The organism is Vibrio sp. QJM3NY_27 (assembly GCF_057785955.1).
In genome coordinates this window covers 3,163,796-3,189,034 of sequence record NZ_CM173511.1, presented here as the reverse complement: position 1 = coordinate 3,189,034, position 25,239 = coordinate 3,163,796, and the positions used below count along the sequence as shown (strand labels likewise).

Annotated in this window: 40 protein-coding genes; 34 read left to right on the top strand and 6 right to left on the bottom strand. The window is 44.9% G+C overall.

Features of this window, described 5'->3' with window-relative positions:
• Positions 1–5 precede the first annotated feature (5 nt).
• From tusB to rplQ, 33 genes are all read left to right on the top strand, one after another.
• Positions 6–281: a sulfurtransferase complex subunit TusB gene (gene tusB / locus AC3CIA_RS14355; protein WP_017083779.1), complete on the top strand. Its 276-nt coding sequence runs from the start codon at positions 6–8 to the stop codon at positions 279–281.
• Positions 282–462: 181 nt separating this feature from the next.
• Positions 463–837 (top strand): 30S ribosomal protein S12, encoded by a 375-nt coding sequence (gene rpsL / locus AC3CIA_RS14350; protein WP_012604917.1) that lies wholly within the window; start codon positions 463–465, stop codon positions 835–837.
• Between the two features lie 103 nt (positions 838–940).
• A complete protein-coding gene (gene rpsG / locus AC3CIA_RS14345; RefSeq protein ID WP_017073678.1) occupies positions 941–1,411 on the top strand; it encodes a 30S ribosomal protein S7 in 471 nt (156 codons plus the stop codon).
• A gap of 166 nt (positions 1,412–1,577) precedes the next feature.
• Complete coding sequence (fusA, locus tag AC3CIA_RS14340; protein ID WP_237291043.1) at positions 1,578–3,674, top strand: elongation factor G; 2,097 nt, start codon at positions 1,578–1,580, stop codon at positions 3,672–3,674.
• A gap of 146 nt (positions 3,675–3,820) precedes the next feature.
• Positions 3,821–5,005 (top strand): elongation factor Tu, encoded by a 1,185-nt coding sequence (gene tuf, locus AC3CIA_RS14335; RefSeq protein WP_012604914.1) that lies wholly within the window; start codon positions 3,821–3,823, stop codon positions 5,003–5,005.
• Between the two features lie 446 nt (positions 5,006–5,451).
• Positions 5,452–5,763: a 30S ribosomal protein S10 gene (gene rpsJ / locus AC3CIA_RS14330; RefSeq protein WP_004736761.1), complete on the top strand. Its 312-nt coding sequence runs from the start codon at positions 5,452–5,454 to the stop codon at positions 5,761–5,763.
• A 14-nt stretch (positions 5,764–5,777) separates the two neighbouring features.
• Positions 5,778–6,407 carry a 50S ribosomal protein L3 gene (gene rplC / locus AC3CIA_RS14325; protein WP_004736763.1) on the top strand — a complete coding sequence of 210 codons (630 nt, stop codon included), beginning with the start codon at positions 5,778–5,780 and terminating at the stop codon, positions 6,405–6,407.
• A 16-nt stretch (positions 6,408–6,423) separates the two neighbouring features.
• Positions 6,424–7,026 carry a 50S ribosomal protein L4 gene (rplD, locus tag AC3CIA_RS14320; protein WP_004736764.1) on the top strand — a complete coding sequence of 201 codons (603 nt, stop codon included), beginning with the start codon at positions 6,424–6,426 and terminating at the stop codon, positions 7,024–7,026.
• Positions 7,023–7,325, top strand: coding sequence for a 50S ribosomal protein L23 (gene rplW, locus AC3CIA_RS14315; protein ID WP_004736765.1), 303 nt, complete (start codon positions 7,023–7,025; stop codon positions 7,323–7,325). Before rplD ends, rplW begins: the two co-directional genes overlap by 4 nt.
• 14 nt (positions 7,326–7,339) lie before the next feature.
• Positions 7,340–8,164 (top strand): 50S ribosomal protein L2, encoded by an 825-nt coding sequence (rplB, locus tag AC3CIA_RS14310; RefSeq protein ID WP_017076297.1) that lies wholly within the window; start codon positions 7,340–7,342, stop codon positions 8,162–8,164.
• Between the two features lie 19 nt (positions 8,165–8,183).
• Entirely contained in the window at positions 8,184–8,462 is a 279-nt protein-coding gene (gene rpsS / locus AC3CIA_RS14305) for a 30S ribosomal protein S19 (protein ID WP_004736729.1), read from the top strand.
• A 10-nt stretch (positions 8,463–8,472) separates the two neighbouring features.
• Positions 8,473–8,805, top strand: coding sequence for a 50S ribosomal protein L22 (rplV, locus tag AC3CIA_RS14300; protein ID WP_004736732.1), 333 nt, complete (start codon positions 8,473–8,475; stop codon positions 8,803–8,805).
• Between the two features lie 18 nt (positions 8,806–8,823).
• Positions 8,824–9,522 carry a 30S ribosomal protein S3 gene (gene rpsC, locus AC3CIA_RS14295; protein ID WP_004736734.1) on the top strand — a complete coding sequence of 233 codons (699 nt, stop codon included), beginning with the start codon at positions 8,824–8,826 and terminating at the stop codon, positions 9,520–9,522.
• Positions 9,523–9,533: 11 nt separating this feature from the next.
• A complete protein-coding gene (gene rplP / locus AC3CIA_RS14290; protein ID WP_004736736.1) occupies positions 9,534–9,944 on the top strand; it encodes a 50S ribosomal protein L16 in 411 nt (136 codons plus the stop codon).
• Positions 9,944–10,135: a 50S ribosomal protein L29 gene (rpmC, locus tag AC3CIA_RS14285; RefSeq protein ID WP_004736737.1), complete on the top strand. Its 192-nt coding sequence runs from the start codon at positions 9,944–9,946 to the stop codon at positions 10,133–10,135. The genes rplP and rpmC overlap by 1 nt, the downstream gene beginning before the upstream one ends.
• Entirely contained in the window at positions 10,135–10,389 is a 255-nt protein-coding gene (gene rpsQ / locus AC3CIA_RS14280) for a 30S ribosomal protein S17 (protein ID WP_004736739.1), read from the top strand. The genes rpmC and rpsQ overlap by 1 nt, the downstream gene beginning before the upstream one ends.
• Before the next feature lie 162 nt (positions 10,390–10,551).
• Positions 10,552–10,923 carry a 50S ribosomal protein L14 gene (rplN, locus tag AC3CIA_RS14275; protein WP_004736740.1) on the top strand — a complete coding sequence of 124 codons (372 nt, stop codon included), beginning with the start codon at positions 10,552–10,554 and terminating at the stop codon, positions 10,921–10,923.
• A gap of 11 nt (positions 10,924–10,934) precedes the next feature.
• Positions 10,935–11,252, top strand: coding sequence for a 50S ribosomal protein L24 (gene rplX, locus AC3CIA_RS14270; RefSeq protein ID WP_004736742.1), 318 nt, complete (start codon positions 10,935–10,937; stop codon positions 11,250–11,252).
• A 24-nt stretch (positions 11,253–11,276) separates the two neighbouring features.
• On the top strand, positions 11,277–11,816 hold the full coding sequence (gene rplE, locus AC3CIA_RS14265) for a 50S ribosomal protein L5 (protein ID WP_004736744.1): 540 nt from the start codon (positions 11,277–11,279) through the stop codon (positions 11,814–11,816).
• Positions 11,817–11,832: 16 nt separating this feature from the next.
• Positions 11,833–12,138, top strand: coding sequence for a 30S ribosomal protein S14 (rpsN, locus tag AC3CIA_RS14260; protein WP_004736747.1), 306 nt, complete (start codon positions 11,833–11,835; stop codon positions 12,136–12,138).
• Between the two features lie 29 nt (positions 12,139–12,167).
• Positions 12,168–12,560, top strand: a complete 393-nt coding sequence (gene rpsH, locus AC3CIA_RS14255; RefSeq protein ID WP_004736749.1) for a 30S ribosomal protein S8 — start codon at positions 12,168–12,170, stop codon at positions 12,558–12,560.
• A gap of 10 nt (positions 12,561–12,570) precedes the next feature.
• Positions 12,571–13,104, top strand: coding sequence for a 50S ribosomal protein L6 (gene rplF, locus AC3CIA_RS14250; protein WP_004736750.1), 534 nt, complete (start codon positions 12,571–12,573; stop codon positions 13,102–13,104).
• Positions 13,105–13,113: 9 nt separating this feature from the next.
• The gene (rplR, locus tag AC3CIA_RS14245) at positions 13,114–13,467 is read left to right on the top strand and encodes a 50S ribosomal protein L18 (RefSeq protein ID WP_004736752.1); all 354 of its coding nucleotides are present in this window, start codon (positions 13,114–13,116) and stop codon (positions 13,465–13,467) included.
• A 14-nt stretch (positions 13,468–13,481) separates the two neighbouring features.
• A complete protein-coding gene (gene rpsE, locus AC3CIA_RS14240) occupies positions 13,482–13,982 on the top strand; it encodes a 30S ribosomal protein S5 (protein ID WP_004736754.1) in 501 nt (166 codons plus the stop codon).
• Positions 13,983–13,989: 7 nt separating this feature from the next.
• Complete coding sequence (rpmD, locus tag AC3CIA_RS14235) at positions 13,990–14,166, top strand: 50S ribosomal protein L30 (protein ID WP_004736756.1); 177 nt, start codon at positions 13,990–13,992, stop codon at positions 14,164–14,166.
• 5 nt (positions 14,167–14,171) lie between these two features.
• Entirely contained in the window at positions 14,172–14,606 is a 435-nt protein-coding gene (rplO, locus tag AC3CIA_RS14230; protein ID WP_004736758.1) for a 50S ribosomal protein L15, read from the top strand.
• A 20-nt stretch (positions 14,607–14,626) separates the two neighbouring features.
• Positions 14,627–15,961: a preprotein translocase subunit SecY gene (gene secY, locus AC3CIA_RS14225; protein ID WP_004736759.1), complete on the top strand. Its 1,335-nt coding sequence runs from the start codon at positions 14,627–14,629 to the stop codon at positions 15,959–15,961.
• 41 nt (positions 15,962–16,002) lie between these two features.
• Complete coding sequence (gene rpmJ, locus AC3CIA_RS14220; protein WP_000868186.1) at positions 16,003–16,116, top strand: 50S ribosomal protein L36; 114 nt, start codon at positions 16,003–16,005, stop codon at positions 16,114–16,116.
• 149 nt (positions 16,117–16,265) lie between these two features.
• The gene (rpsM, locus tag AC3CIA_RS14215) at positions 16,266–16,622 is read left to right on the top strand and encodes a 30S ribosomal protein S13 (protein WP_004738779.1); all 357 of its coding nucleotides are present in this window, start codon (positions 16,266–16,268) and stop codon (positions 16,620–16,622) included.
• A gap of 19 nt (positions 16,623–16,641) precedes the next feature.
• A complete protein-coding gene (gene rpsK, locus AC3CIA_RS14210) occupies positions 16,642–17,031 on the top strand; it encodes a 30S ribosomal protein S11 (protein WP_004738778.1) in 390 nt (129 codons plus the stop codon).
• 31 nt (positions 17,032–17,062) lie between these two features.
• Positions 17,063–17,683, top strand: coding sequence for a 30S ribosomal protein S4 (gene rpsD, locus AC3CIA_RS14205; protein WP_004729814.1), 621 nt, complete (start codon positions 17,063–17,065; stop codon positions 17,681–17,683).
• A gap of 22 nt (positions 17,684–17,705) precedes the next feature.
• Positions 17,706–18,698, top strand: coding sequence for a DNA-directed RNA polymerase subunit alpha (locus AC3CIA_RS14200; protein WP_004729813.1), 993 nt, complete (start codon positions 17,706–17,708; stop codon positions 18,696–18,698).
• A 24-nt stretch (positions 18,699–18,722) separates the two neighbouring features.
• Positions 18,723–19,103, top strand: coding sequence for a 50S ribosomal protein L17 (gene rplQ / locus AC3CIA_RS14195; RefSeq protein WP_004729812.1), 381 nt, complete (start codon positions 18,723–18,725; stop codon positions 19,101–19,103).
• A 274-nt stretch (positions 19,104–19,377) separates the two neighbouring features.
• Here the strand turns inward: rplQ and AC3CIA_RS14190 are convergent, their stop codons facing one another.
• Both AC3CIA_RS14190 and bamJ read right to left on the bottom strand, forming a co-directional pair.
• Complete coding sequence (locus AC3CIA_RS14190) at positions 19,378–19,872, bottom strand: DUF2780 domain-containing protein (protein ID WP_114634056.1); 495 nt, start codon at positions 19,870–19,872, stop codon at positions 19,378–19,380.
• Positions 19,873–20,006: 134 nt separating this feature from the next.
• The gene (gene bamJ, locus AC3CIA_RS14185) at positions 20,007–20,627 is read right to left on the bottom strand and encodes a BamJ family beta-barrel-assembly machinery protein (protein ID WP_017078817.1); all 621 of its coding nucleotides are present in this window, start codon (positions 20,625–20,627) and stop codon (positions 20,007–20,009) included.
• A 213-nt stretch (positions 20,628–20,840) separates the two neighbouring features.
• On the opposite strand from bamJ, the gene AC3CIA_RS14180 reads away from it, so the two are divergent.
• Entirely contained in the window at positions 20,841–21,425 is a 585-nt protein-coding gene (locus AC3CIA_RS14180; protein WP_114634055.1) for a LysM-like peptidoglycan-binding domain-containing protein, read from the top strand.
• Positions 21,426–21,484: 59 nt separating this feature from the next.
• Here the strand turns inward: AC3CIA_RS14180 and AC3CIA_RS14175 are convergent, their stop codons facing one another.
• From AC3CIA_RS14175 to AC3CIA_RS14160, 4 genes are all read right to left on the bottom strand, one after another.
• Positions 21,485–22,333 carry a DMT family transporter gene (locus tag AC3CIA_RS14175; protein WP_017096572.1) on the bottom strand — a complete coding sequence of 283 codons (849 nt, stop codon included), beginning with the start codon at positions 22,331–22,333 and terminating at the stop codon, positions 21,485–21,487.
• Positions 22,333–22,785 carry a GNAT family N-acetyltransferase gene (locus AC3CIA_RS14170; RefSeq protein WP_114634053.1) on the bottom strand — a complete coding sequence of 151 codons (453 nt, stop codon included), beginning with the start codon at positions 22,783–22,785 and terminating at the stop codon, positions 22,333–22,335. The genes AC3CIA_RS14175 and AC3CIA_RS14170 overlap by 1 nt, the downstream gene beginning before the upstream one ends.
• Before the next feature lie 57 nt (positions 22,786–22,842).
• Positions 22,843–23,409 carry a Crp/Fnr family transcriptional regulator gene (locus AC3CIA_RS14165; protein WP_114634052.1) on the bottom strand — a complete coding sequence of 189 codons (567 nt, stop codon included), beginning with the start codon at positions 23,407–23,409 and terminating at the stop codon, positions 22,843–22,845.
• A 71-nt stretch (positions 23,410–23,480) separates the two neighbouring features.
• Entirely contained in the window at positions 23,481–25,235 is a 1,755-nt protein-coding gene (locus AC3CIA_RS14160) for a bifunctional lysophospholipid acyltransferase family protein/GNAT family N-acetyltransferase (RefSeq protein ID WP_488518258.1), read from the bottom strand.
• Between the last annotated feature and the right edge of the window lie 4 nt (positions 25,236–25,239).

The window sequence follows — 25,239 nt, the reverse complement described above, 5'->3', positions numbered from 1 at the left end:
ACGTTATGCTTCATATTGTAAAATCAGTAGACAAACTCAAGCTTGCATTGGCGTACTCGCAACAAAAGGATCACATCCTTTTGGTTGAAGATGCGGTGTATGTTTGCCTTCCAAATCATGAGTTATTCAATCAAATCTCAACCGTTGAACATGTGTCGGTATTAAAAACAGATCTCGATAGCCGAGGTTTACAACAACTTGCTTCAAGCACTCTGGATCAAGTGGACTTCGACGGATTCGTCAAACTAACCGTTTTGAACGACAAATCAGTAACTTGGTAGCTGCGTTTTATCAGTATGGTTAAAAAAAGACCATCCTGAGCTCTAGACGGCTAAAAAAGATCTGTATATTTCTTGACACACATCCCACTGCTGAATAGAATTTTGCGTCCCTATTTACACTATGTGTAATAGGGCTAGATTTTTCATCAAGCTTACTTTCAAGTAAATCAGGAGCTAGTTAATGGCAACTATTAACCAGTTGGTACGTACTCCTCGTGTAAAGCAGGTTGTTAAAAGCAACGTGCCTGCACTAGAAGCGTGCCCACAAAAACGTGGTGTATGTACTCGCGTATATACTACTACTCCAAAAAAACCGAACTCAGCACTACGTAAAGTATGTCGTGTTCGTCTAACTAACGGCTTTGAAGTTACTTCATACATCGGCGGCGAAGGTCATAACCTTCAAGAACACAGTGTTGTTCTTATCCGTGGTGGTCGTGTTAAAGATTTACCAGGTGTGCGTTACCACACTGTTCGCGGTGCACTTGACTGTGCAGGCGTTAACGACCGTAAGAAAGGTCGTTCTAAGTATGGTGTGAAACGTCCTAAGTCTTAATGCGTCTTTTTTAAAAAGAAAGCGTTAAGTAAGGCCAAACACTATTTATTTATTATTCTGAAAAGTTTTGGAAAAAACCTGAAGAAGACAACGGAGAAATTCCATGCCACGTCGTCGCGTAATAGGCCAGCGTAAGATCCTTCCAGATCCTAAGTTCAAATCTGAACTGCTGGCAAAATTCGTTAACATCCTTATGGTTGACGGAAAAAAATCTACTGCAGAGAAGATTGTTTACACTGCACTAGAAACTATGGCTGAGAAATCTGGTAAAGATCACTTAGCTGTATTTGAAGAAGCTCTTGAAAATGTTCGCCCAGCGGTAGAAGTTAAATCTCGCCGTGTGGGTGGTTCAACTTACCAAGTACCTGTAGAAGTTCGTCCGGTTCGCCGTAACGCTCTTGCTATGCGTTGGGTAGTTGAAGCTGCGCGTAAGCGTGGTGAAAAATCTATGGCTCAACGCCTAGCTGCTGAAATGCTAGACGCGTCTGAGAACAAAGGTACTGCGGTTAAGAAACGTGAAGACGTTCACCGCATGGCTGACGCAAACAAAGCGTTCGCACATTACCGCTGGTAATACCTTTTTAGTGCTGCAAGGTTCCTTGCAGCACTTCTTTAGTTCCTATGCTTATGCTAGGAACTATTGCTATTTCTAGGGCAAGCACTTTTTAGCGAAGCATCGCTTTTAACGCATAATCTAGACATAGCAATAGTCCCTAAGTCTCTAATAAGAGGATTCAACCGTGGCTCGTAAAACTCCTATAGAGCAATACCGTAATATCGGTATCGTTGCTCACGTAGATGCAGGTAAAACAACCACAAGTGAACGTATTCTGTTCTATACCGGTCTTTCTCACAAAATCGGCGAAGTTCACGATGGTGCAGCAACCATGGACTGGATGGAGCAAGAGCAAGAGCGCGGTATTACGATCACTTCAGCAGCAACGACTACGTTTTGGCGTGGTATGGAAGCTCAGTTCTCGGACCACCGTATCAACATCATCGACACTCCTGGACACGTTGACTTCACAATCGAAGTAGAGCGTTCTCTGCGTGTACTTGATGGTGCAGTTGTTGTGTTCTGTGGCTCATCTGGTGTTGAACCTCAGTCAGAGACAGTATGGCGTCAAGCTGATAAGTACCAAGTTCCGCGTATGGTTTTCGTTAACAAAATGGACCGTACAGGCGCAGATTTCTTGCGCGTAGTTGAACAGATCAAGGACCGCCTAGGCGCAACTCCTGTTCCAATTCAACTGAACATTGGTGCTGAAGAAAACTTCCAAGGTGTTGTCGATCTTATCAAGATGAAGGCAATTAACTGGAACGACGCTGACCAGGGCATGACTTTCACGTACGAAGATATTCCTGCTGACATGCAAGAAATGGCTGAAGAATATCGTACTGAACTTGTTGAAGCTGCTGCGGAAGCAAATGAAGATCTGATGGATAAGTACCTTGAAGAAGGTGAGTTAACAGAAGCTGAAATCAAGCAAGGTCTTCGTATTCGTACCCTTAATAATGAAATCGTACTTGCCACTTGTGGTAGTGCATTCAAAAACAAAGGTGTACAAGCTGTTCTAGATGCAGTGGTTGATTTCCTTCCTTCTCCAGTCGATGTACCAGCAATTAAAGGTGTTGATGACGACGAGAATGAAATTGAGCGTCACGCGGACGACAAAGAACCGTTCTCAGCGCTAGCATTTAAAATTGCAACAGACCCATTTGTTGGTACTTTAACTTTCATCCGTGTTTACTCTGGAGTTGTTGAAAGCGGTAAAACAGCTTACAACTCTGTGAAGAAACAACGTGAACGTTTAGGGCGCATTGTTCAAATGCACTCAAACAAACGTGAAGAAGTAAAAGAAGTACGAGCAGGTGACATCGCAGCCATTATCGGCCTTAAAGATGTTACTACTGGTGAAACTCTATGTGATCAGAACCATAAAATCGTTCTTGAGCGTATGGAATTCCCAGATCCAGTTATTCAGATCGTTGTAGAGCCTCGCTCTCAAGCTGATCAAGATAAAATGACTATCGCTCTAGGTAAACTAGCAGCAGAAGACCCATCATTCCGCGTTGATATGGATGCGGAAACTGGCCAGACACTAATTTCTGGTATGGGCGAACTACACTTAGATATCATCGTTGACCGTATGAAGCGTGAATTTAACGTCAACTGCAACGTTGGTAACCCGCAAGTAGCTTATCGTGAAACGATTCGCGGTACTGCGAAAGCGGAAGGTAAATTTATCCGTGAGCATGGTGGTAAAGGTCAGTACGGTCACGTGTGGCTAAAACTTGAACCATCAGAAGCTGGCGAAGGCTTTGTCTTCGTTGATGAAATTGCCAACGGTATCGTACCTAAAGAGTTTATCGCTTCAGTCGCTAAAGGCATTGAAGAGCAGATGAACAATGGTGTACTTGCTGGCTATCCAGTTTTGGATATCAAAGCTACACTATATGATGGTTCTTACCATGAAGTAGATTCAAGTGAGATGGCGTTTACAATCGCTGCCTCTATGGCTTTCAGATCGGGTGCACTTGAAGCGCAACCGGTTCTGCTTGAGCCTATGATGAAAGTTGAAGTAACTACTCCAGAAGACTGGATGGGTGATGTTGTTGGCGATATTAACCGTCGTCGCGGCATCATCGAAGGTATGGACGAGGGGACAGCTGGCCTGAAGATAATTCGTGCACAAGTTCCGTTGTCTGTCATGTTCGGTTACGCAACTGATTTACGTTCTGCGACACAAGGCCGTGCTTCTTACTCTATGGAGTTTAGTGAGTACGCTGAAGTGCCTAACAATGTTGCAAAAGCAATCATTGCAGAGCGTGGTTAAACAAAAGGGACGCATTTTTTTCATTTTTTGAAAGATCAATGCGTCCAAATATTGCACTAACGAGAGTTGGCGCATAAAATAGCAATTTCTGGCGCGTCTCGCTCAATAATGAACGTGGCGAATCATAACTAGGAAGGAACACGATTGTGTCTAAAGAAAAATTTGAACGTACGAAACCGCACGTAAACGTTGGTACTATCGGCCACGTTGACCACGGTAAAACAACTCTAACTGCTGCTATCTGTACTACACTTGCAAAAGTGTACGGCGGTGTTGCTAAAGATTTCGCATCTATCGATAACGCTCCAGAAGAGCGCGAGCGCGGTATCACAATCGCAACTTCTCACGTTGAGTACGATACTCCTGAACGTCACTACGCACACGTAGACTGTCCTGGACACGCCGATTATGTTAAAAACATGATCACTGGTGCTGCTCAAATGGACGGCGGTATCCTAGTTGTTGCTGCTACAGATGGCCCTATGCCACAAACACGTGAGCACATCCTACTTGGTCGTCAAGTTGGTATCCCTTACATCATCGTATTCATGAACAAATGTGACATGGTTGATGACGAAGAGCTACTTGAGCTAGTAGAAATGGAAGTACGTGAACTTCTTTCTGAGTACGAGTACCCAGGAGACGACCTTCCAGTAATTCAAGGTTCTGCACTTGGCGCTCTAAACGGCGAAAAGCAGTGGGAAGACAAGATTGTTGAGCTTGCAGAAGCACTAGATTCTTACATTCCACTTCCAGAGCGTGCTGTTGACCTACCGTTCCTACTTCCTATTGAAGATGTATTCTCAATCCAAGGTCGTGGTACTGTTGTTACTGGTCGTATCGAGCGCGGTATCCTACGTGTAGGTGACGAAGTAGAAATCGTTGGTATCAAAGAAACTACTCTTACTACTTGTACTGGTGTTGAAATGTTCCGTAAGCTGCTTGACGAAGGTCGTGCAGGTGAGAACGTTGGTGCACTTCTACGTGGTACTAAGCGTGATGACGTTGAACGTGGCCAAGTACTTTCTGCTAAAGGTTCAATCAACCCACACACTAAGTTTGAGTCTGAAGTATACGTACTTTCTAAAGACGAAGGCGGCCGTCACACTCCTTTCTTCAAGGGTTACCGTCCACAGTTCTACTTCCGTACAACTGACGTAACAGGCGATATCACTCTACCAGAAGGCGTAGAAATGGTAATGCCAGGTGACAACGTTCAAATGACTGTTGAGCTAATCGCTCCAATCGCAATGGACGAAGGTCTACGTTTCGCAATCCGCGAAGGTGGCCGTACAGTTGGTGCTGGTGTTGTAGCTAAAATCTTCGCTTAATAGCATTTAGATTTTTGCACACTCTTCATTAGAAGAGCACGCATCTGAAAAGGGAAGCTTCGGCTTCCCTTTTGTTATTTATAGAGAAACATTCCTTTACCGCGCAATACTCCATACCTCCCCAAGTTCCTTTTTCAATATATTCCGATTATTTTCCCAACACTACTTGCATACTAAAACGTGATCTGTATAATGCATCGCACTGGCTAACGCCGGTTTGTGAACCAATGAGCACTGAGGAGTAGGTCTTACCTAGTAATGTATACTCAGCTTATGTTCGCGGTTAATAAAAATAGTAAACTTCGTGTTTACTTCAAAAGTTAACTGACAATGCGTCCTGATTTTGGATGCTACGGTTTCACATAAATCAATCGGCATTCTCTCGTTCTTTCGAGCTTGAGTGGCGATATTGTTTGTGTAATTTTTAATAATTGGAGCTCTGTCTCATGCAGAACCAACGTATTCGTATCCGCCTTAAAGCGTTTGATTACAAGCTAATCGATGCTTCAACTGCGGAAATCGTTGAAACAGCAAAACGTACTGGCGCACAGGTTCGTGGTCCTATTCCACTTCCTACTCGTAAAGAGCGTTTCACTGTTCTTACCTCTCCACACGTCAACAAAGATGCACGTGACCAGTACGAAATTCGTACTCACAAGCGTTTGATCGACATCGTTGAGCCAACAGATAAAACTGTTGATGCTCTAATGCGTCTTGATCTTGCAGCTGGCGTTGATGTTCAAATCAGCCTAGGTTAAGGGAGATAAGAATAATGATTGGTCTAGTCGGACGTAAAGTGGGTATGACCCGCGTATTTACTGAAGAAGGCGTTTCTATCCCAGTAACTGTTGTTGAGGTTGAAGCGAACCGTATTTCTCAAGTTAAAACTCTTGAGACAGACGGCTACGCAGCAATCCAAGTAACTACTGGTGCTAAGAAAGCTAACCGTGTAACTAAACCTGAAGCTGGTCACTTCGCGAAAGCGGGTGTAGAAGCAGGTCGCGGTCTTTGGGAATTCCGTTTAGAAAACGGCGAAGAGTTTGAAGTTGGCGCTGAGCTAAACGTAGAACTTTTCAACGAAATTAAAAAAGTAGACGTTACTGGTACATCTAAAGGTAAAGGCTTCCAAGGCGCTATCAAGCGTTGGAATTTCTCTACTCAAGATATGACTCACGGTAACTCTTTGTCTCACCGCGCACCGGGTTCAATTGGCCAATGTCAAACTCCAGGCCGCGTGTTTAAAGGCAAGAAAATGGCAGGTCACATGGGAGCTGAGCGTGTAACGACTCAAAACCTAGAGATCGTACGTGTTGACGCTGAGCGCAATCTACTCCTTATTAAAGGTGCAGTACCAGGCTCAACAGGCGGTAACGTGATCGTAAAACCTGCTGTTAAAGCATAACGTCTAGGAGTAAGTAATGGAATTGATGGTTAAAGGTGCTGATGCACTAACTGTTTCCGAGACTACTTTCGGACGTGACTTTAACGAAGCTCTAGTACACCAAGTAGTTGTTGCATATGCAGCAGGTGCTCGTCAAGGTACTCGTGCTCAAAAGACTCGTTCTGAAGTATCAGGCGGCGGTGCTAAGCCATGGCGCCAAAAAGGTACTGGCCGTGCACGTGCTGGTACAATTCGTAGCCCAATCTGGCGTACAGGTGGTGTTACTTTTGCTGCGAAACCACAAGATCACAGCCAAAAAGTAAACAAAAAAATGTACCGCGGTGCTATGAAGAGCATTCTGTCTGAGTTGATTCGTCAAGAGCGTCTAATCGTTGTTGATAACTTCTCTGTAGAAGCACCAAAAACAAAAGAACTTGTAGCTAAGCTTAAAGAGCTTGAGCTAAACGACGTTCTGATTGTGACTGGCGAAGTAGATGAAAATCTATTCTTAGCTGCTCGTAACCTATACAAAGTAGATGCACGTGATGTTGCTGGTGTTGATCCAGTATCACTAATCGCTTTCGACAAGGTTCTGATGACTGCTGACGCAGTTAAGCAAGTTGAGGAGATGCTAGCATGATCACTGAAGAGCGTATCTTAAAAGTTCTACGTGCTCCGCACATCTCTGAAAAAGCAACTATGGCAGCTGAGAAAGCGAACACTATCGTTTTCAAAGTAGCTAAAGATGCAACTAAGAAAGAGATCAAAGCAGCTGTAGAAAAGCTATTTGAAGTTGAAGTTAAGTCTGTAAATACTCTTGTATTAAAGGGTAAGACCAAACGTCAAGGTATGCGTGAAGGCCGTCGTTCAGACGTTAAGAAAGCCTACGTTACTTTGAAAGAAGGTCAAGATCTTGACTTCGTTGGCGGCGCGGAATAACAGGAGTAGTAAAAATGGCTATTGTTAAATGTAAGCCGACTTCCCCTGGTCGTCGTCACGTCGTTAAAGTTGTTAACGCTGACCTGCACAAGGGTAAGCCATACGCACCACTTTTAGAGAAAAACTCTAAGAACGGTGGTCGTAACAACAACGGTCGTATTACAGTACGTCACATCGGTGGTGGTCATAAACACCATTACCGTCTGATTGACTTCAAACGTACTAAAGATGGCATCCCAGCGAAAGTTGAGCGTCTAGAATACGATCCAAACCGTAGTGCTAACATCGCTCTAGTTCTGTACGCAGACGGTGAGCGTCGTTACATCATTGCACCTAAAGGTGTTAACGCAGGCGACCAGATTCAATCTGGCGTAGATGCTGCAATCAAAGCAGGTAACACTCTGCCGATGCGCAACATCCCAGTAGGTTCTACTGTACACTGTGTTGAACTTAAGCCTGGTAAAGGTGCACAACTAGCTCGTTCGGCTGGTGCTTATGCTCAAATCATCGCTCGCGATGGTGCATACGTAACTATCCGTCTACGTTCTGGTGAAATGCGCAAAGTACTTTCTGAAGGTCGTGCAACGATCGGTGAAGTTGGTAACTCTGAGCATATGCTACGTGAACTTGGTAAAGCTGGTGCTTCACGCTGGCGCGGCGTACGTCCAACCGTACGTGGTGTAGTAATGAACCCGGTGGATCACCCACATGGTGGTGGTGAAGGCCGCACATCTGGTGGTCGTCACCCAGTATCTCCTTGGGGCGTTCCTACTAAGGGCTTCAAGACTCGTAAGAATAAGCGCACTGACAAGTACATCGTACGTCGTCGCACTAAATAATTTATAAAGAGGAATCGCCATGCCACGTTCTCTCAAGAAAGGTCCTTTTATTGACCTACACTTGCTGAAGAAGGTAGAGAAAGCGGTGGAAAGCGGAGACAAAAAGCCTATTAAGACTTGGTCCCGTCGCTCAATGATCATCCCAACAATGATTGGTTTGACCATCGCTGTCCATAATGGTCGTCAGCACGTCCCTGTTTTCGTTACCGAAGAAATGATCGGTCACAAACTAGGCGAATTTGCACCAACTCGTACTTATCGCGGTCATGCTGCAGATAAGAAAGCTAAGAAGAAATAAGGAGTAGATGATGGAAGCTTTAGCTAAACATAACTTTGCTCGTATTTCTCCACAGAAAGCTCGCTTAGTTGCAGACCAAATTCGCGGTAAGTCGGTAGACCAGGCTCTAGAAATTCTAACTTTCAGCAACAAAAAAGCTGCTGTTTTAGTTAAGAAAGTTCTTGAGTCAGCTATCGCTAACGCGGAACATAACGAAGGTGCAGATATCGACGATCTAAATGTCGCTAAAATCTTCGTAGATGAGGGCCCTATCATGAAGCGTATTATGCCTCGTGCTAAAGGCCGTGCGGATCGTATCTTGAAGCGTTCAAGCCACATCACTATTGTTGTAGCAGATCGCTAAAGACTAGGAGAGTAAGCAATGGGTCAGAAAGTACATCCTAATGGTATTCGTCTTGGCATCGTCAAGCCTTGGAATGCTACATGGTTTGCTAATACCAACGAATTCGCTGACAACCTAGACGGCGACTTCAAGGTACGTCAGTTCCTTACCAAGGAACTACAAAAAGCATCATTATCTCGTATCGTTATCGAGCGTCCAGCGAAGAGCATCCGTGTGACTATTCACACAGCTCGTCCTGGCGTTGTTATCGGTAAGAAAGGTGAAGACGTAGAGAAGCTACGCGCAGCTGTAGCTAAAATCGCAGGTGTACCAGCGCAAATTAACATCGCTGAAGTACGTAAGCCTGAGCTAGATGGTCAGCTTGTAGCTGATAGCATCGCGTCTCAACTAGAGCGTCGTGTTATGTTCCGTCGTGCAATGAAGCGTGCGGTACAAAATGCTATGCGTCTAGGCGCTAAAGGCATCAAAGTACAAGTAGGCGGCCGTCTTGGCGGTGCTGAAATCGCACGTTCAGAGTGGTACCGTGAAGGCCGTGTGCCTCTACACACTCTACGTGCAGACATTGATTACGCAACTTCTTCGGCTCACACTCAATACGGTGTGATCGGCATTAAAGTTTGGATCTTCAAAGGTGAGATTCTAGGCGGTATGCCAGCTGCTAACGCAGTAGAGCCAAAAGGCGATAAGCCTAAGAAGCAGCGTAAAGGCCGTAAGTAAGGAGTCGAACGATGCTACAACCAAAACGTACTAAGTTCCGCAAGGTTATGACTGGTCGTAACCGTGGTCTAGCTAAAGGTACTGAAGTAAGCTTCGGCGAATTCGGTCTTAAAGCTGTTGGCCGTGGTCGTCTGACTGCACGTCAAATCGAAGCGGCACGTCGTGCTATGACACGTCACATTAAGCGTCAAGGTCAAATCTGGATCCGTGTTTTCCCAGACAAACCAATTACTGAAAAGCCTCTTGAAGTTCGTCAAGGTAAAGGTAAAGGTTCAGTTGCGTACTGGGTTGCTCAAATCCAACCAGGCAAAGTTATGTACGAGATGAATGGCGTACCTGAAGAGTTGGCACGTGAAGCGTTCCGCCTAGCGGCGCGTAAACTGCCTGTTAAAACTACTTTTGTAACTAAGCAGGTGATGTGATGAAAGCACAAGATCTACGCGAAAAGAACGTTGAAGAGCTTAACGCTGAGCTATTGAATTTGCTACGTGAACAGTTCAACTTGCGCATGCAAGCTGCAACTGGTCAACTTCAGCAAACTCATACTCTAAAAGCTGTACGCCGTGACATCGCACGTGTGAAAACTGTTTTGACTGAAAAGGCAGGCGCATAATGAGCGAAACTAACCGCATCCAGCAAGGCCGTGTAGTAAGTGACAAGATGGACAAGTCTATCGTTGTTGCTATTGAGCGTACTGTAAAACACCCAATTTACGGTAAGTTCATCAAACGCACGACTAAAGTACACGCACACGACGAAGACAACACTTGTGGCCTAGGCGACAAAGTTGAAATCGCTGAGTGTCGTCCTCTGTCTAAGACTAAGTCTTGGACATTGGTTAAAGTTCTAGAAAAAGCGAAGATTTAATCTTTGTAATTCTATAACTTATAAGCGGCTCCAAATTATTTTTTGGAGCCGCTTGTTTTTTGTCTACCCAATTTAAAAAAAGGGTGGTACAATTCGCGTCCCTTTTAAAGAGGCAGCCCGACCCGAGAGGGTCTAGTTTTAATATTTAGCGGAGCACTAACAATGATCCAGATGCAAAGTACACTTGACGCAGCAGATAACTCTGGCGCGCGCAAGGTAATGTGTATTAAGGTTCTGGGTGGCTCTCACCGCCGTTATGCACATATCGGTGACGTCATCAAGGTTACAGTGAAGGAAGCGATTCCTCGCGGTAAAGTAAAGAAAGGTGATGTTCTGAAGGCGGTAGTAGTGCGCACCCGTAAAGGCGTTCGTCGCCCAGACGGTTCTGTCATTCGCTTCGACAGTAATGCTTGTGTATTGTTAAATGACACTACTGAGCAACCAGTCGGCACACGTATCTTTGGTCCTGTGACTCGTGAACTTCGTAACGCGAAATTCATGAAGATTGTATCACTTGCACCTGAAGTTCTGTAAGGAGCGGCAACATGGCAGCTAAAATCCGTCGTAACGACGAAGTAATCATTCTTGCTGGTAAAGATAAAGGCAAGAAAGGTAAAGTAACTAAGGTTCTGACAACTGGTAAAGTTGTTGTTGAAGGCATCAATCTTGTTAAAAAACACCAAAAGCCGGTTCCGGCTCTAGGTCAACAAGGTGGCATCGTTGAACAAGAAGCAGCTATTGATGCTTCTAACGTTGCAGTCTTTAACGCGGCTACTGGTAAAGCAGACCGTATCGGTTTCCGTATCGAAGATGGCAAGAAAGTTCGTTTCTTCAAATCTAACGGCGAAACTGTTTCTAACTAATTAGAAGTAATTTGGAGTTCTACTATGGCGAAACTGCATGATTACTACAAGTCGTCTGTAGTCGCTGAGCTTACCAAAGAGTTCAGCTACACAAGCGTCATGCAAGTCCCTAGGATTGAGAAAATCACCCTAAACATGGGCGTTGGTGAAGCAATCAACGATAAGAAACTGCTAGAAAACGCAGCATCTGATATGGCAACGATCTCTGGTCAAAAGCCACTTATCACGAAAGCGCGTAAATCTGTAGCTGGTTTCAAAATTCGTGAAGGCTACCCAATTGGTTGTAAAGTAACCTTGCGTGGTGAGCGCATGTGGGAATTTTTAGAGCGTTTAATCTCTATCGCACTTCCACGTGTACGTGATTTCCGTGGTGTTAGCGCTAAGTCTTTTGACGGACGCGGTAACTACAGCATGGGCGTTCGCGAGCAAATCATCTTTCCGGAAATCGACTACGATAAAGTCGATCGTGTCCGCGGTCTTGATATTACTATCACGACATCTGCGGGATCCGATGAGGAAGGCCGAGCTCTGCTGGCTGCCTTTAACTTCCCATTCCGTAAGTAAGGGTAGGGTTACTGTTATGGCTAAACAATCAATGAAAGCACGTGAAGCTAAACGTGCAAAACTAGTAGTTAAGTTCGCTGAAAAGCGTTCTGCGCTAAAAGTTATCATTAGCGATGTAAACGCATCTGAAGAAGATCGTTGGAATGCGGTTCTTAAACTGCAATCTCTTCCACGTGATTCAAGTGCATCACGTCAGCGCAACCGTTGCAACCAAACTGGTCGTCCACACGGTTACCTACGTAAATTCGGTCTAAGCCGCATTAAGGTTCGTGAAGCTTGCATGAAAGGCGAGATTCCGGGTCTTCGTAAGGCTAGCTGGTAATTGCCACTTAATCATTTGGAGTAAATCTTATGAGCATGCAAGATCCGATTTCGGATATGCTGACCCGAGTTCGTAACGGTCAGGCAGCAAATAAAGTTGCTGTAAAAATGCCTTCTTCAAAGCTTAAAGTTGCAATTGCTGCATTACTTAAAGCTGAAGGTTACATCGTAGACTTCGCTGTTGACAGCGAAGTAAAACCTGAGCTAGAAGTTACTCTTAAGTACTTCCAAGCTAAACCTGTAATCGAGCAAATCAAGCGTGTATCACGTCCTGGTCTAAGAGTTTATAAAAATAAAGACTCTTTACCTACAGTGATGGGTGGTCTTGGTATTGCAGTTGTTTCTACTTCCAAGGGTCTGATGTCTGACCGTGCTGCTCGCAAAGCAGGTCTTGGCGGTGAAATCATCTGTTACGTAGCTTAAGGAGTAGATTATGTCTCGTGTTGCTAAAGCACCTGTCGCTATTCCAGCTGGCGTAGAGGTGAAACTAAACGGCCAAGAAGTTACTGTAAAAGGTAGCAAAGGTGAGCTTACTCGCGTTCTTAACAGCGCCGTAGTTATTGCACAGGAAGAAAACAACCTAACTTTCGGTCCGAAAGAAGGTGTTACTAACGCATGGGCACAGGCTGGTACAGCTCGCGCTCTAGTTAATAACATGGTTGTGGGTGTTACTCAGGGCTTCGTTAAGAAGTTAACTCTTAAAGGTGTTGGTTACCGTGCTGCTATCAAAGGCAACTCTGTAGGTCTAACACTAGGCTTTTCTCACCCAGTAGAGCACGCTCTACCTGAAGGTATTAAAGCTGAGTGCCCTAGCCAAACTGAGATCATTATTACTGGTTGCGATAAGCAAGTAGTAGGTCAAGTTGCGGCTGACATTCGTTCTTACCGTGCTCCTGAACCTTATAAAGGTAAAGGTGTTCGTTACGCAGATGAAAATGTGCGTACTAAAGAAGCTAAGAAGAAGTAAGGTATCACTATGGATAAGAAAGCATCTCGCATCCGTCGTGCTACACGTGCACGTCGTAAGATTGCAGAACTTGGCGCAACTCGCTTGGTAGTACACCGTACTCCTCGCCATGTTTACGCTCAAGTTATCTCGGCAAACGGCTCTGAGGTTATCGCAGCTGCTTCTACTGTAGAAAAAGCGATCCGTGAGCAAGTTAAGAACACTAGTAACGTTGATGCAGCTAAAGCAGTTGGTAAAGCTGTTGCTGAGCGCGCTCTTGAAAAAGGCGTAGCTACAGTTGCATTTGATCGTTCTGGTTTCCAATACCACGGTCGAGTAGCGGCGCTAGCAGATTCTGCTCGCGAAGCTGGTCTGAAATTCTAAGGTAGGGTTGGAAGATGGCTAAAGAACAACAACAAGCTAATGATTTGCAAGAAAAGCTGATCGCTGTTAACCGTGTATCTAAGACGGTTAAAGGTGGTCGAATCATGAGCTTCACTGCACTAACAGTAGTTGGTGACGGTAATGGTCGTGTAGGTTTCGGTTACGGCAAAGCTCGTGAAGTACCTGCTGCGATTCAAAAAGCAATGGAAAAAGCGCGTCGTAACATGGTTACTGTTGCGCTTAACGAAGGCACTCTTCACCACCCGGTGAAAGGTCGTCATTCGGGCTCTAAAGTTTACATGCAGCCAGCTGCTGAAGGTACAGGTGTTATTGCCGGTGGTGCAATGCGTGCCGTACTTGAAGTTGCAGGCGTACATAACGTACTTTCTAAAGCATACGGTTCAACGAACCCAATCAACGTTGTTCGCGCAACGATTGGTGCTCTAGTAGACGTTAAGTCACCAGAAATGGTTGCTGCTAAACGTGGTCTAACTGTTGAATCTATTTCGGAGTAAGAACACGATGGCAACTATTAAAGTAACTCAAACTAAAAGCTCAATTGGTCGCCTACCTAAGCACAAAGCGTGTCTTAAAGGTCTAGGTCTTCGTCGCATCAACCATACAGTAGAACTTGAAGATACACCGTGCGTACGCGGTATGATCAACAAGGTTTACTACATGGTTAAGATTGAGGAGTAATCAGAATGCGTTTGAATACTCTATCACCGGCTGCTGGCTCTAAACCTTCTAAGAAGCGTGTAGGTCGTGGTATCGGTTCTGGCCTTGGTAAAACAGGTGGCCGCGGTCACAAAGGTCAAAAGTCACGTTCTGGCGGCTCTGTTCGTCCAGGTTTTGAAGGCGGTCAAATGCCTCTAAAACAACGTCTACCTAAATTCGGTTTCACTTCTCGTAAGAGCCTAGTGTCTGCTGAAGTTCGTCTAGCTGAGCTAGCGAAAGTAACAGGTGACGTAGTTGATCTTAACAGCCTTAAAGCTGCTAACGTTATCACTAAGAACATCGAGTTTGTTAAGATCGTTCTTTCTGGTGACCTAAGCAAAGCTGTGACTGTTAAAGGTCTACGCGTGACTAAAGGCGCTAAAGCTGCAATCGAAGCTGCAGGCGGTAAAATCGAGGAATAATCTCGAGGAACGAGGTACAGATGGCTAAGAAACCAGGAAAAGATTTTCGTAGTGCTCAAAGCGGCTTAAGTGAACTAAAGTCGCGCTTATTATTCGTAATTGGTGCACTTTTAGTATTCCGAGCCGGCTCTTTTGTGCCGATCCCTGGTATTGACGCAGCTGTACTTGCCGATTTGTTCGATCAGCAAAAAGGTACCATCGTAGAAATGTTTAACATGTTCTCCGGTGGTGCTCTTGAGCGTGCATCTATATTAGCATTGGGTATCATGCCGTACATTTCGGCATCGATCGTAGTCCAATTGCTAACTGTAGTTCATCCAGCGTTAGCGGAACTCAAGAAAGAGGGTGAAGCAGGCCGTCGTAAGATAAGCCAATATACACGCTACGGCACGCTTGTACTTGCAACATTCCAAGCTATTGGTATCGCAACAGGCTTACCAAACATGGTCGACAATCTGGTTGTTATCAACCAAACCATGTTTACGCTTATTGCTACCGTGAGTTTAGTAACTGGTACCATGTTTTTGATGTGGTTAGGTGAACAAATCACTGAGCGAGGAATCGGTAATGGTATTTCCATTCTGATTTTTGCAGGTATTGTTGCTGGATTGCCTTCTGCAATCGGTCAAACAATCGAGCAAGCGCGTCAAGGTGAATTGCATGTGCTTCTTCTGTTGTTTATCGCGGTATTGTCTTTTGCTGTAATTTACTTCGTGGTTTTCATGGAGCGTGGTCAACGTCGTATCGTCGTTAACTATGCGAAGCGTCAACAAGGTCGTAAAGTGTTTGCAGCACAAAGTTCTCATTTGCCACTTAAGATTAATATGGCAGGTGTTATACCAGCGATTTTTGCATCAAGTATTATTTTGTTCCCAGGAACATTAGCGCAGTGGTTTGGTCAAAATGGTGAAAGCAGCGCGTTCGGTTGGTTAACTGACGTGTCATTAGCTCTTAGCCCAGGTCAACCGTTGTATGTAATGCTTTATGCAGCAGCTATAATCTTCTTCTGTTTCTTCTATACAGCGTTGGTGTTTAACCCACGTGAAACAGCTGATAACTTGAAGAAGTCTGGTGCATTCGTACCCGGTATCCGCCCAGGTGAGCAGACAGCGAAATATATCGATAAAGTGATGACTAGACTAACCCTTGCGGGCGCTCTATACATTACTTTTATATGTCTGATTCCTGAGTTCATGATGGTCGCGTGGAACGTTCGTTTCTACTTTGGCGGCACTTCCCTACTAATCGTAGTGGTTGTTATCATGGATTTCATGGCACAGGTACAGACTCATCTGATGTCACAACAGTATGATTCTGTGTTAAAGAAAGCGAATCTGAAAGGTTACGGCCGTTAATTCGGTAGTAATTATTTCGATTCCATTTACGGAGTTTAGCAATGAAAGTTCGTGCTTCCGTTAAAAAAATCTGCCGTAACTGTAAAGTTATCAAGCGTAACGGTGTCGTTCGCGTGATTTGCAGTGAGCCAAAGCATAAGCAACGCCAAGGCTAATCAGCAGAAATTTTTACTTGAAATACTAGGTAGAGTCGAGTATATTCCTCGGCCTACCTTTTGCGTGCAAAAGAAGTAGTATGCCGCAGCGTATCCATAACGGGCTTTGCTGCGGATAATTCTTTTATGAACCCCCTTAGGAGTGAATAATGGCCCGTATAGCCGGCATTAACATTCCTGATCATAAGCATTCTGTAATTGCACTTACTGCAATCTACGGTATTGGTAAAACTCGCTCTCAAGCTATTCTAGCTGAAGTGGGTATTGCTGAAGATGCTAAGATCAGTGAACTAACTGAAGAGCAGATCGATCAACTGCGTGATGGTGTAGCTAAATACACTGTAGAAGGTGATCTACGTCGTGAAGTATCGATGAACATCAAGCGTCTTATGGACCTTGGCTGTTACCGCGGTCTTCGTCATCGTCGCAGTCTACCACTACGTGGACAGCGTACTAAAACCAACGCTCGCACCCGTAAGGGTCCGCGCAAGCCGATCAAGAAATAGTCGGATAAGGTAGAGTACAATGGCAAAACAACCAACTCGCGCGCGTAAGCGCGTACGCAAGCAAGTAGCTGATGGCGTAGCGCACATTCATGCTTCTTTCAACAACACAATCGTAACTATCACTGACCGCCAAGGCAACGCTCTTGCATGGGCTACAGCAGGTGGTTCAGGTTTCCGTGGTTCTCGTAAATCTACTCCGTTCGCAGCACAAGTTGCAGCTGAGCGTTGTGGTGAAATGGCTAAAGAATATGGCCTAAAGAACTTGGAAGTTATGGTTAAGGGTCCAGGTCCAGGTCGCGAATCTACTGTTCGTGCACTGAACGCTGCTGGTTTCCGTATCACTAACATTGTTGATGCGACACCAATCCCTCATAACGGTTGTCGTCCACCTAAGAAACGTCGCGTTTAAGTTTCGTTTCTAGGAATATTGGAGAAAGATCATGGCAAGATATTTGGGTCCTAAGCTGAAGCTTAGCCGTCGCGAAGGTACTGACTTATTCCTTAAGTCTGGTGTCCGTGCGATCGATACCAAGTGTAAAATTGATAACGCACCAGGTGTACACGGCGCTCGTCGCGGTCGTCTATCTGAGTATGGCGTTCAGCTTCGTGAGAAGCAAAAAGTTCGTCGTATCTACGGCGTTCTAGAAAAACAATTCCGCAACTACTACAAAGAAGCTGCACGTCTTAAAGGCAACACAGGTGCAAACCTGCTTCAGCTTCTTGAAGGTCGTCTTGATAACGTAGTTTACCGTATGGGTTTTGGCGCTACTCGTGCTGAATCTCGTCAACTAGTTAGCCACAAGTCTGTTCTAGTTAACGGTAAAGTTGTAAACGTTCCTTCTTTCAAAGTAGCGGCTAACGACGTTGTTTCTATCCGCGAGAAAGCTAAACAGCAATCTCGTATTAAAGCGGCTCTAGAAGTTGCTGAACAACGTGAAAAGCCAACTTGGATTGAAGTAGATGCTAGCAAAATGGAAGGTACATTCAAGCGTATGCCTGAGCGTTCTGACCTATCAGCTGACATCAATGAACACTTGATCGTCGAACTTTACTCTAAGTAAGGTTAAAAAAAGAGAGGACACAATGCAGGGTTCTGTAACAGAATTTCTTAAGCCGCGTCTTGTTGACATTGAACAGATCAATACGACACACGCGAAAGTAACTCTTGAGCCATTAGAGCGCGGTTTCGGCCACACTCTAGGTAATGCTCTTCGCCGCATTCTTCTATCTTCTATGCCGGGTTGTGCCGTAACAGAAGTTGAAATTGAAGGTGTGCTACACGAATACAGCACTAAAGAAGGCGTTCAGGAAGATATCCTGGAAATCCTTCTAAACCTTAAAGGTTTAGCTGTACGCGTTGCTGAAGGCAAAGATGAAGTGTTTATTACACTGAACAAATCAGGCTCAGGCCCTGTTGTTGCAGGTGACATCACCCACGATGGTGATGTAGAGATCGCTAACCCTGAGCACGTAATTTGTCACCTAACGGATGACAATGCTGAGATCGCTATGCGTATCAAAGTAGAACGTGGTCGTGGTTACGTTCCAGCTTCAGCTCGTATCCATACTGAAGAAGATGAGCGTCCTATCGGTCGTCTATTAGTTGACGCTACTTACAGCCCGGTTGATAAAATCGCCTATGCTGTAGAAGCGGCACGTGTAGAACAACGTACTGATTTAGACAAGCTTGTTATCGATATGGAAACGAACGGTACTCTAGAACCTGAGGAAGCAATCCGTCGTGCAGCTACTATTTTAGCTGAACAACTGGATGCGTTCGTAGATCTTCGTGATGTACGTGTACCTGAGGAGAAGGAAGAGAAGCCAGAATTCGATCCTATCCTACTACGTCCTGTAGACGATCTTGAACTAACAGTTCGCTCTGCTAACTGTTTGAAAGCAGAAGCGATTCACTACATCGGTGATCTTGTACAGCGCACTGAGGTTGAGCTACTTAAAACGCCAAACCTTGGTAAGAAATCTCTTACAGAGATTAAAGATGTGCTTGCTTCACGTGGTCTTTCTCTAGGCATGCGCCTAGAAAACTGGCCACCAGCGTCAATCGCTGAAGATTAATCGAAAAGTTAGAAGGATTAGGTCATGCGCCATCGTAAAAGTGGTCGTCAACTCAACCGCAACAGCAGTCATCGCAAAGCGATGTTCAGCAACATGGCTAGCTCTCTTGTTCGTCACGAAGTTATTAAAACTACCGTGCCTAAAGCAAAAGAACTACGTCGCGTAATTGAGCCATTGATTACCCTAGCTAAGACAGACAGTGTTGCTAACCGTCGTCTTGCATTTGCTCGCACTCGTGATAACGAAGTTGTGGCAAAACTATTTAATGAACTAGGCCCGCGTTTCGCGGCTCGCCAAGGTGGTTACACTCGCATTCTTAAATGTGGTTTCCGTACTGGTGATAAAGCTCCAATGGCTTACATTGAGCTTGTAGACCGCCCAGCTGCTGAAGAAGCTGCTGAGTAATCTAGACTAGATTCTTAATACAAAAAGCCGAGCATTAGCTCGGCTTTTTTTGTTTCTATCGAATTGAAAAATTGCACCACGATGTTTGGCATTTTTGCTTGCTTGCTTGCTTGCCTGCTCTGCTCTATTTTTCAAAAATATCTCGTATCTCGTATCTCGTATCTCGTATCTCAAATATCTTTTCTTCCACGCACAAAAAAGAGCACCGAAGTGCCCTTACAATATTCTTCAACTAATCGCTAATCGCTAATCGCTAATCGCTAATCGCGATGGCCTACTGCCAAATAGCCGCAAGTGAATCCATAAGGCCACTCGTTGCACCTTGTGATTGAAGTGCCTGAAGAATGATGGGTGCAAATGTCGTAACCATTGACGAATCCATACCTAACCCAGCAAACGCACTTTCAACAGCACCTTGTGAGCTTAGAACTGATGTTAAGCCAGTCGATTCAAGTGAAGACATTCCAGGAATGAGTGATGCGAGTTCTTTATTGTCCGCAGTGCCAAGCGAATTTTGTGCAAGTGCTAGCATTGAACCGATACCGCCAATCGCTTGATCGCTTGTTACAGATGCTTGGTCAGCAACGGTATCAGCAAGTGGTGTTGTTTCGTTTTGTTGAGACCACATATTTACAGCTGCCATCAGGGCAGTTTGTGATAGTTGGGAATAGTTGGTATCTGATGTTGAACCGGTTTGTTCAGAGTCGCTAGTGCTAGCGCAAGAGACTACAGCAAGGCTGCTGAGCATAGTGATGAGTATTTTCTTCATTATTCTTCCTTAAGTAATAAAGTAATCGACCTATTCACTATAAACGAAAAACGGCGATGTAGTCACATCGCCGTTGGATTATTTTAATTTTATTTGCCTATAGTATTTTGTTTTACTAAAGGTTTTTATAAAAATTAAAGGATAGCTAGAAGTTCTACTTCAAATACTAGAGCTGCAAATGGTGGAATTGCAGCACCTGCGCCGCGCTCACCGTATGCTAGATCTTGAGGGATGTATAGCTTCCACTTAGAGCCAACAGGCATCATTTGTAGAGCTTGTACCCAACCTTGAATTACGCCAGTTACTGGGAATTCAGCAGGTTGACCGCGAGATACAGAGCTGTCGAAAACAGTACCGTCAGTTAGTTCACCGTGGTAGTGAACACGTACTTGCTTGTCTGCAGTAGGGATTTCGCCAGTACCTTCAGTTAGTACTTCGTACTGAAGACCAGACTCAAGAACTGTTACTTCTGAACGAAGAGCGTTGTCAGTTAGGAAAGCTTCGCCGTCAGCAGCAGCTGCTTTAGCTAGTTCTTGACGTGCAGCTTCACCACGAGTGTGTAGCTCTTGTAGTGCGTTGTTGATTTCGTCAACTTCGATAGCTGGCATGTCACCAACTAGAGCTGTTGCGATACCAGCAGCGATTGCGTCTACGTTTAGGCCTTCAAGACCAGAACCAGCAAGTTGTTGGCCCATTTGTAGACCGATACCGTAGCTAGCTTTTTGCTCTACAGTTTCAAATTTTACTTCAGACATGAAAAGTCACTCTTTTTGTCAGTACGAAAAGGGTAAGAATACCAGTATTAGCAGCCTGAATAAACGGCTAGCCCCTGATCACTTACGCTTTACCGTGTCCAAATCACAGCTATGTCAATTTTCTTGCTTTGGTCTCTGTTGTAGCGGAAAGATCTATACTGTTGGTACTTTGGTTTTTATACTGTAGTTATTCAATGTATAGGACGCAGTGGCATGAATCGTCGTCAAAAGAAAAAACAGAAAGTAGACCACTTAGCAGAGTTCAAGGATCGACTGAATCAGGTCAAAGATAAATTAAGTTCGATCGATATCAAGAAAATGAAAACCTCAACCGTGCAGGCCTGGGGATCATTGCCAAAATTACACCAGAGACTATTGATGGTGATTTCTCCGATCGTATTGATCTTACTTTTTGTGCCGCTACCAGAACCTAAAGTAGACGCAGCTCCAGCAACATCGCGCGTCGAGCTTGAGATAAACACGGTTGGCTTAAGCGAACAGCTAAATGCCAAGAGCAGTTCATCAGAACCGAGTAACAACAATTGGCAAGAGTATCTTGTGAAGCAAGGGGATACGTTAGCGCAGGTTTTTCGAAATAACGACTTACCGTTGTCTGACTTGAACGCGCTAGTGCGTATTGAAGGGGCAGACAAACCACTTAGTCAGATTCGTAAAGGCCAGCTAGTTCGATTTAAACTCGCCGAGACCGGGAAACTAGACATTCTTCAGCTAGAAAAAGGCAACACTTCGGTGATGTTTTTCCGATTGTCAGACGGTGGCTTTGGCCGTAGTAAATAGCTCAATACTAAGCCTGCGTTAAAGCGCTTCGTCAGATACAGACAGTCGATAGAAAAGAGCTAATGATTAGCTCTTTTTTTTGGTCGCTTGAAAGGTGCAAGCGGTAAGATGATGAGCATAATTCCGATAAAGGTTAACGTATCTGGAATCTCATCAAACCATATCGCGCCTATTATTGCGACAAACACTAAGCCTGAGTATTCAGCCAAGGCAATTTGACTAGAGTGTGCTTTTTGGTAGGCAGCGACCGCAAGTCCGTTGTAGCTTAAAATGAGCGTCGCACTTAATGCTATGTATCCTAAATGCTCCACAGACACCGGCTGCCAGTATAAGAAGCACAGTACTAATGAGGCTGGAATAGAGCATAACGTTGTCCACCACAGCGTAGTAACCACCGTTTGCTCACTAGGAAGCTTTCTTACCAATACATTGAATAGTGCGAGGGTGAGTGCTGTACCCAAAGCAAACAGCGCTGCCCAATGAAATTGTGATGGCCTCAAGACAATCAATGCACCAATAAAACCGATAGTGGTGGCGATAACCTTGCCAAGTGCCGGTTGCTCTTTGAGTAGAAACATAGAGAGAGGTAACATCAACAGGGGCGCGACGTAAAATACTGCGTTGGCGGTAGCTAAAGAAAGGTGGGTGATCGCGACGACCATACATCCGCTGCCGATTAGGATCAGTTGTCCTCGAATAAAGGTCACTTTAGCTTGTTGTAAGCGTCGTTGTTCTTTTTTCTGCTGTAGCCACAAAGGGGTGATGATGAGCAGAGATATCAACTGTCGGAAAAAAATATACTGTAAGGGCGGTACTTCGCCATTCAATAGTTTTACCGCTACGTCGGAAAGCGAGGCAAACAAGTTACCTGCAACCAACAATAGAATACCGACAGTGATATTCGTCATTACTTTTCTAATCTCATGTCTACATGCGGAATATCGTCTTCCAGATACATCTCAGAGATAGTTTCGAACCCGTGGCTCGCATAGAAGTTTTCTAGGTGTTGTTGCGCGCCAATATCGATGGTCTTGTTCGGCCAAAGAGACTCACAGCGTGTTAACGCTTCTTTGATCAATTGATGACCCAAGCCATCACCTCTTGCCGATTGCTTGGTCGCCACTCGGCCGATGCTCGTGTTGTCGTAAGAGGTGCCGGGTGGTAACAAACGTGCACACGCCACTAGCTCTGCATCAGCATAGCCAAGCAAGTGTTCAACACCTGCGAGTGTATCTTTACCATCGAGCTCTGGATAAGGGCAATTTTGCTCAACGACGAACACATCTACTCGTAATTTAAGTAGTTGATAAAGCTGTTGTGTTGAAAGTTCAGAGAAGGGAATTGAGTGCCAAGTGATCATGTTTACATCCAGAGGTTATCGATGCTCTGAATGTACTATGTGCGATGATTGTTGGCATTAACTATTGTTAATTCGACCTTTAATTCTGCTCAGGCTGATGGCGGTTATTCCTAGATAGGCCGCAATTTGATTGTCGTTCAAGCGCTGCTCAAGGTCGGGGTAATGTTCGCAGAAAAGCTGATAGCGTTGCTCTGGAGTATAGAGCAGCATAAAGCGTTCTTTGTTTTCCTTATGCATCAGCTGAGTTTCTAACAGCTTTAAATACAAAGGGTTATTTGCTGCACGCCACTCAATAACCGCATTCATTGGCAGTTCTAACATAGTAATTGGTGTGAGTGTTTCTAGTAGGTAAGGGGACGCTTGGTTCTTTATCAAACTCTCAAAGCCGATGATCCAGTCTTGTTCCCAGTAGAATTCTTTGCTGTATTGCTTACCGTCATTAGTGAGATAACAAGCGTGGCATAAGCCTTCAAGTACAAAGTAGATTGAACTCGCCATCTCACCTTGATTGATCAGGATGTGTCGGGTTGGCAGCTCAAGCGGCTTCGCGACAGCTAATAGAGATTCAACCTGACTCTCAGAGAAGTCAAAGCTTTGTAGTTGTTTGATAAAAGAGGTGTGCATGAAAATAACCTAACCCAAATAAGTGTCGAAATCATCGCACTTATTTGAGTATAGGTACAGAGCAGGCTAAATCAGCGTCGAGCGTGCTGTTCTAGATAATCTTGAGCGAGGTCTCTGCCCATGTATTTGCCTAGGGTTTTCAATGGTACTTTCTTAAGATTAACCACAATCAAGCCATCCAAGGCATCATTAAAAGATGGATCGACGTTAAAGCACACAAGTTTACCGTTCATCCCTAAGTATTGGCGTAGCAGTACCGGTAGGCCTTTCCCTTGCTCCATACGAGCCAACACTTTAGAAAGTAGAGGGACACTCGCCAATGACGATAGCAGGTGATTCTGCCAGAACACATTATTACTGGTATTGAGTGGTGACGAAGGAGAAACCAGGTTCGCCTTTTGTTCATCGTAATGGTGTATGGATAGGGTAGTCGCAATCAACAGACGCGCATTGTGGCTGTAATCATTACTGATACTGACTGGGCCGAATAGATGGGTATATTGGGGGTGACGGTACACAAAAGCCGCGATGCCTTTCCATAATAGCAACAGTGAGTTAAGGCTCTTCTGATAAGGCTTACTCACTACGGAGCGCCCAAGTTCAATACTGTTATCTAGGGTGTCAATGAACTCTTGATTGTAGTTAAACAGGCTACGAGAGTAGAGCTTATCAAGCCCGTGCTCAGCGATGAGCTTGTCGACCATACCAAGTCGGTATGAACCCACTAATTCAGCCTTAGCTTTGTTCCATACAAACAGTTGATGGTAGTAAAGGTCATACTCATCTAAATCACAGGCAAGCCCGCTGCCTTCTCCGACTTCTCGGAAACTCTCTTCTCTAACTCGACCAATTTCGCGCATTAAGTTAGGAATAGATTGGCTTGGCGTACAGTAGACCTCGAAGTCTCCTTGCTCAAGTAACTTCATCTCTTCAGGAAGAGAATCGACCTCTATTGCCAACACTTCTGGTGGAATAGGCGCAATCACTTGGGTGTCAAAAGAGGGCGCGTGGATTGGCGTATTCGGGCTATCTTGTTGACTCATTAGGTAGGTATTGAGTCGTAGGTAGTTGACGATATCCATCTCTTTTTCAAACGATTTGATCTCTGAATACGGAATCGAAGAGCCAATCGAGATAGAGATAGTCGTCGCCTGTTTATTAAGAAGTTCACGGCCAAGTAAAGCCGTTCTCAGTAGTGGGTGAACACGGCCCGCTTGGTAGAAAAGCTCACTGTTCTTGCCATTGATAAAGATAGGCACCGTGGTGGCTTGGTGACGCTTAACAAACTTTGCGACTGATTTGCTCCACTCGATGTCTGTTAGTGTCTTGGCCCCTTTACGGTAACTCGATACTTCGCCAGCAGGGAACACAATCAAGAGTCCACCGTCTGCTAAATGACGATTGGCATCTCGAATAGCTTTAGCATTGGTGCGTTTCGATTCTTTACTGTTAAAGACATCGACCCCAATGAAAAGATCATCCAGTTCAGGCAGTCGCTTGAGCAATTCATTGGCCAACACCTTCACATCCTTCCTTACCGATCCTACGAGATCAGCAAGGATCACGCCTTCAATCGCACCAAGCGGGTGGTTAGCCACAATGACTACTGGCCCTTGTTCGGGAATATTATCAGTGGCGCCTGCTGAAACGGAATAGTCGATATTCAATGCTGACAAGGTGTGATGCATGAATTCAAAGCTAGATAACTCATCAGGTCTATCTTGATAGAGCTTATCTAGCTTAGATAGCCCAGTTGCCCACTCGACAACAGACTCACCTAAACCAAAAGGCGTGTAACGTGGTAAACGAAAAGGACTATCAATCATAATG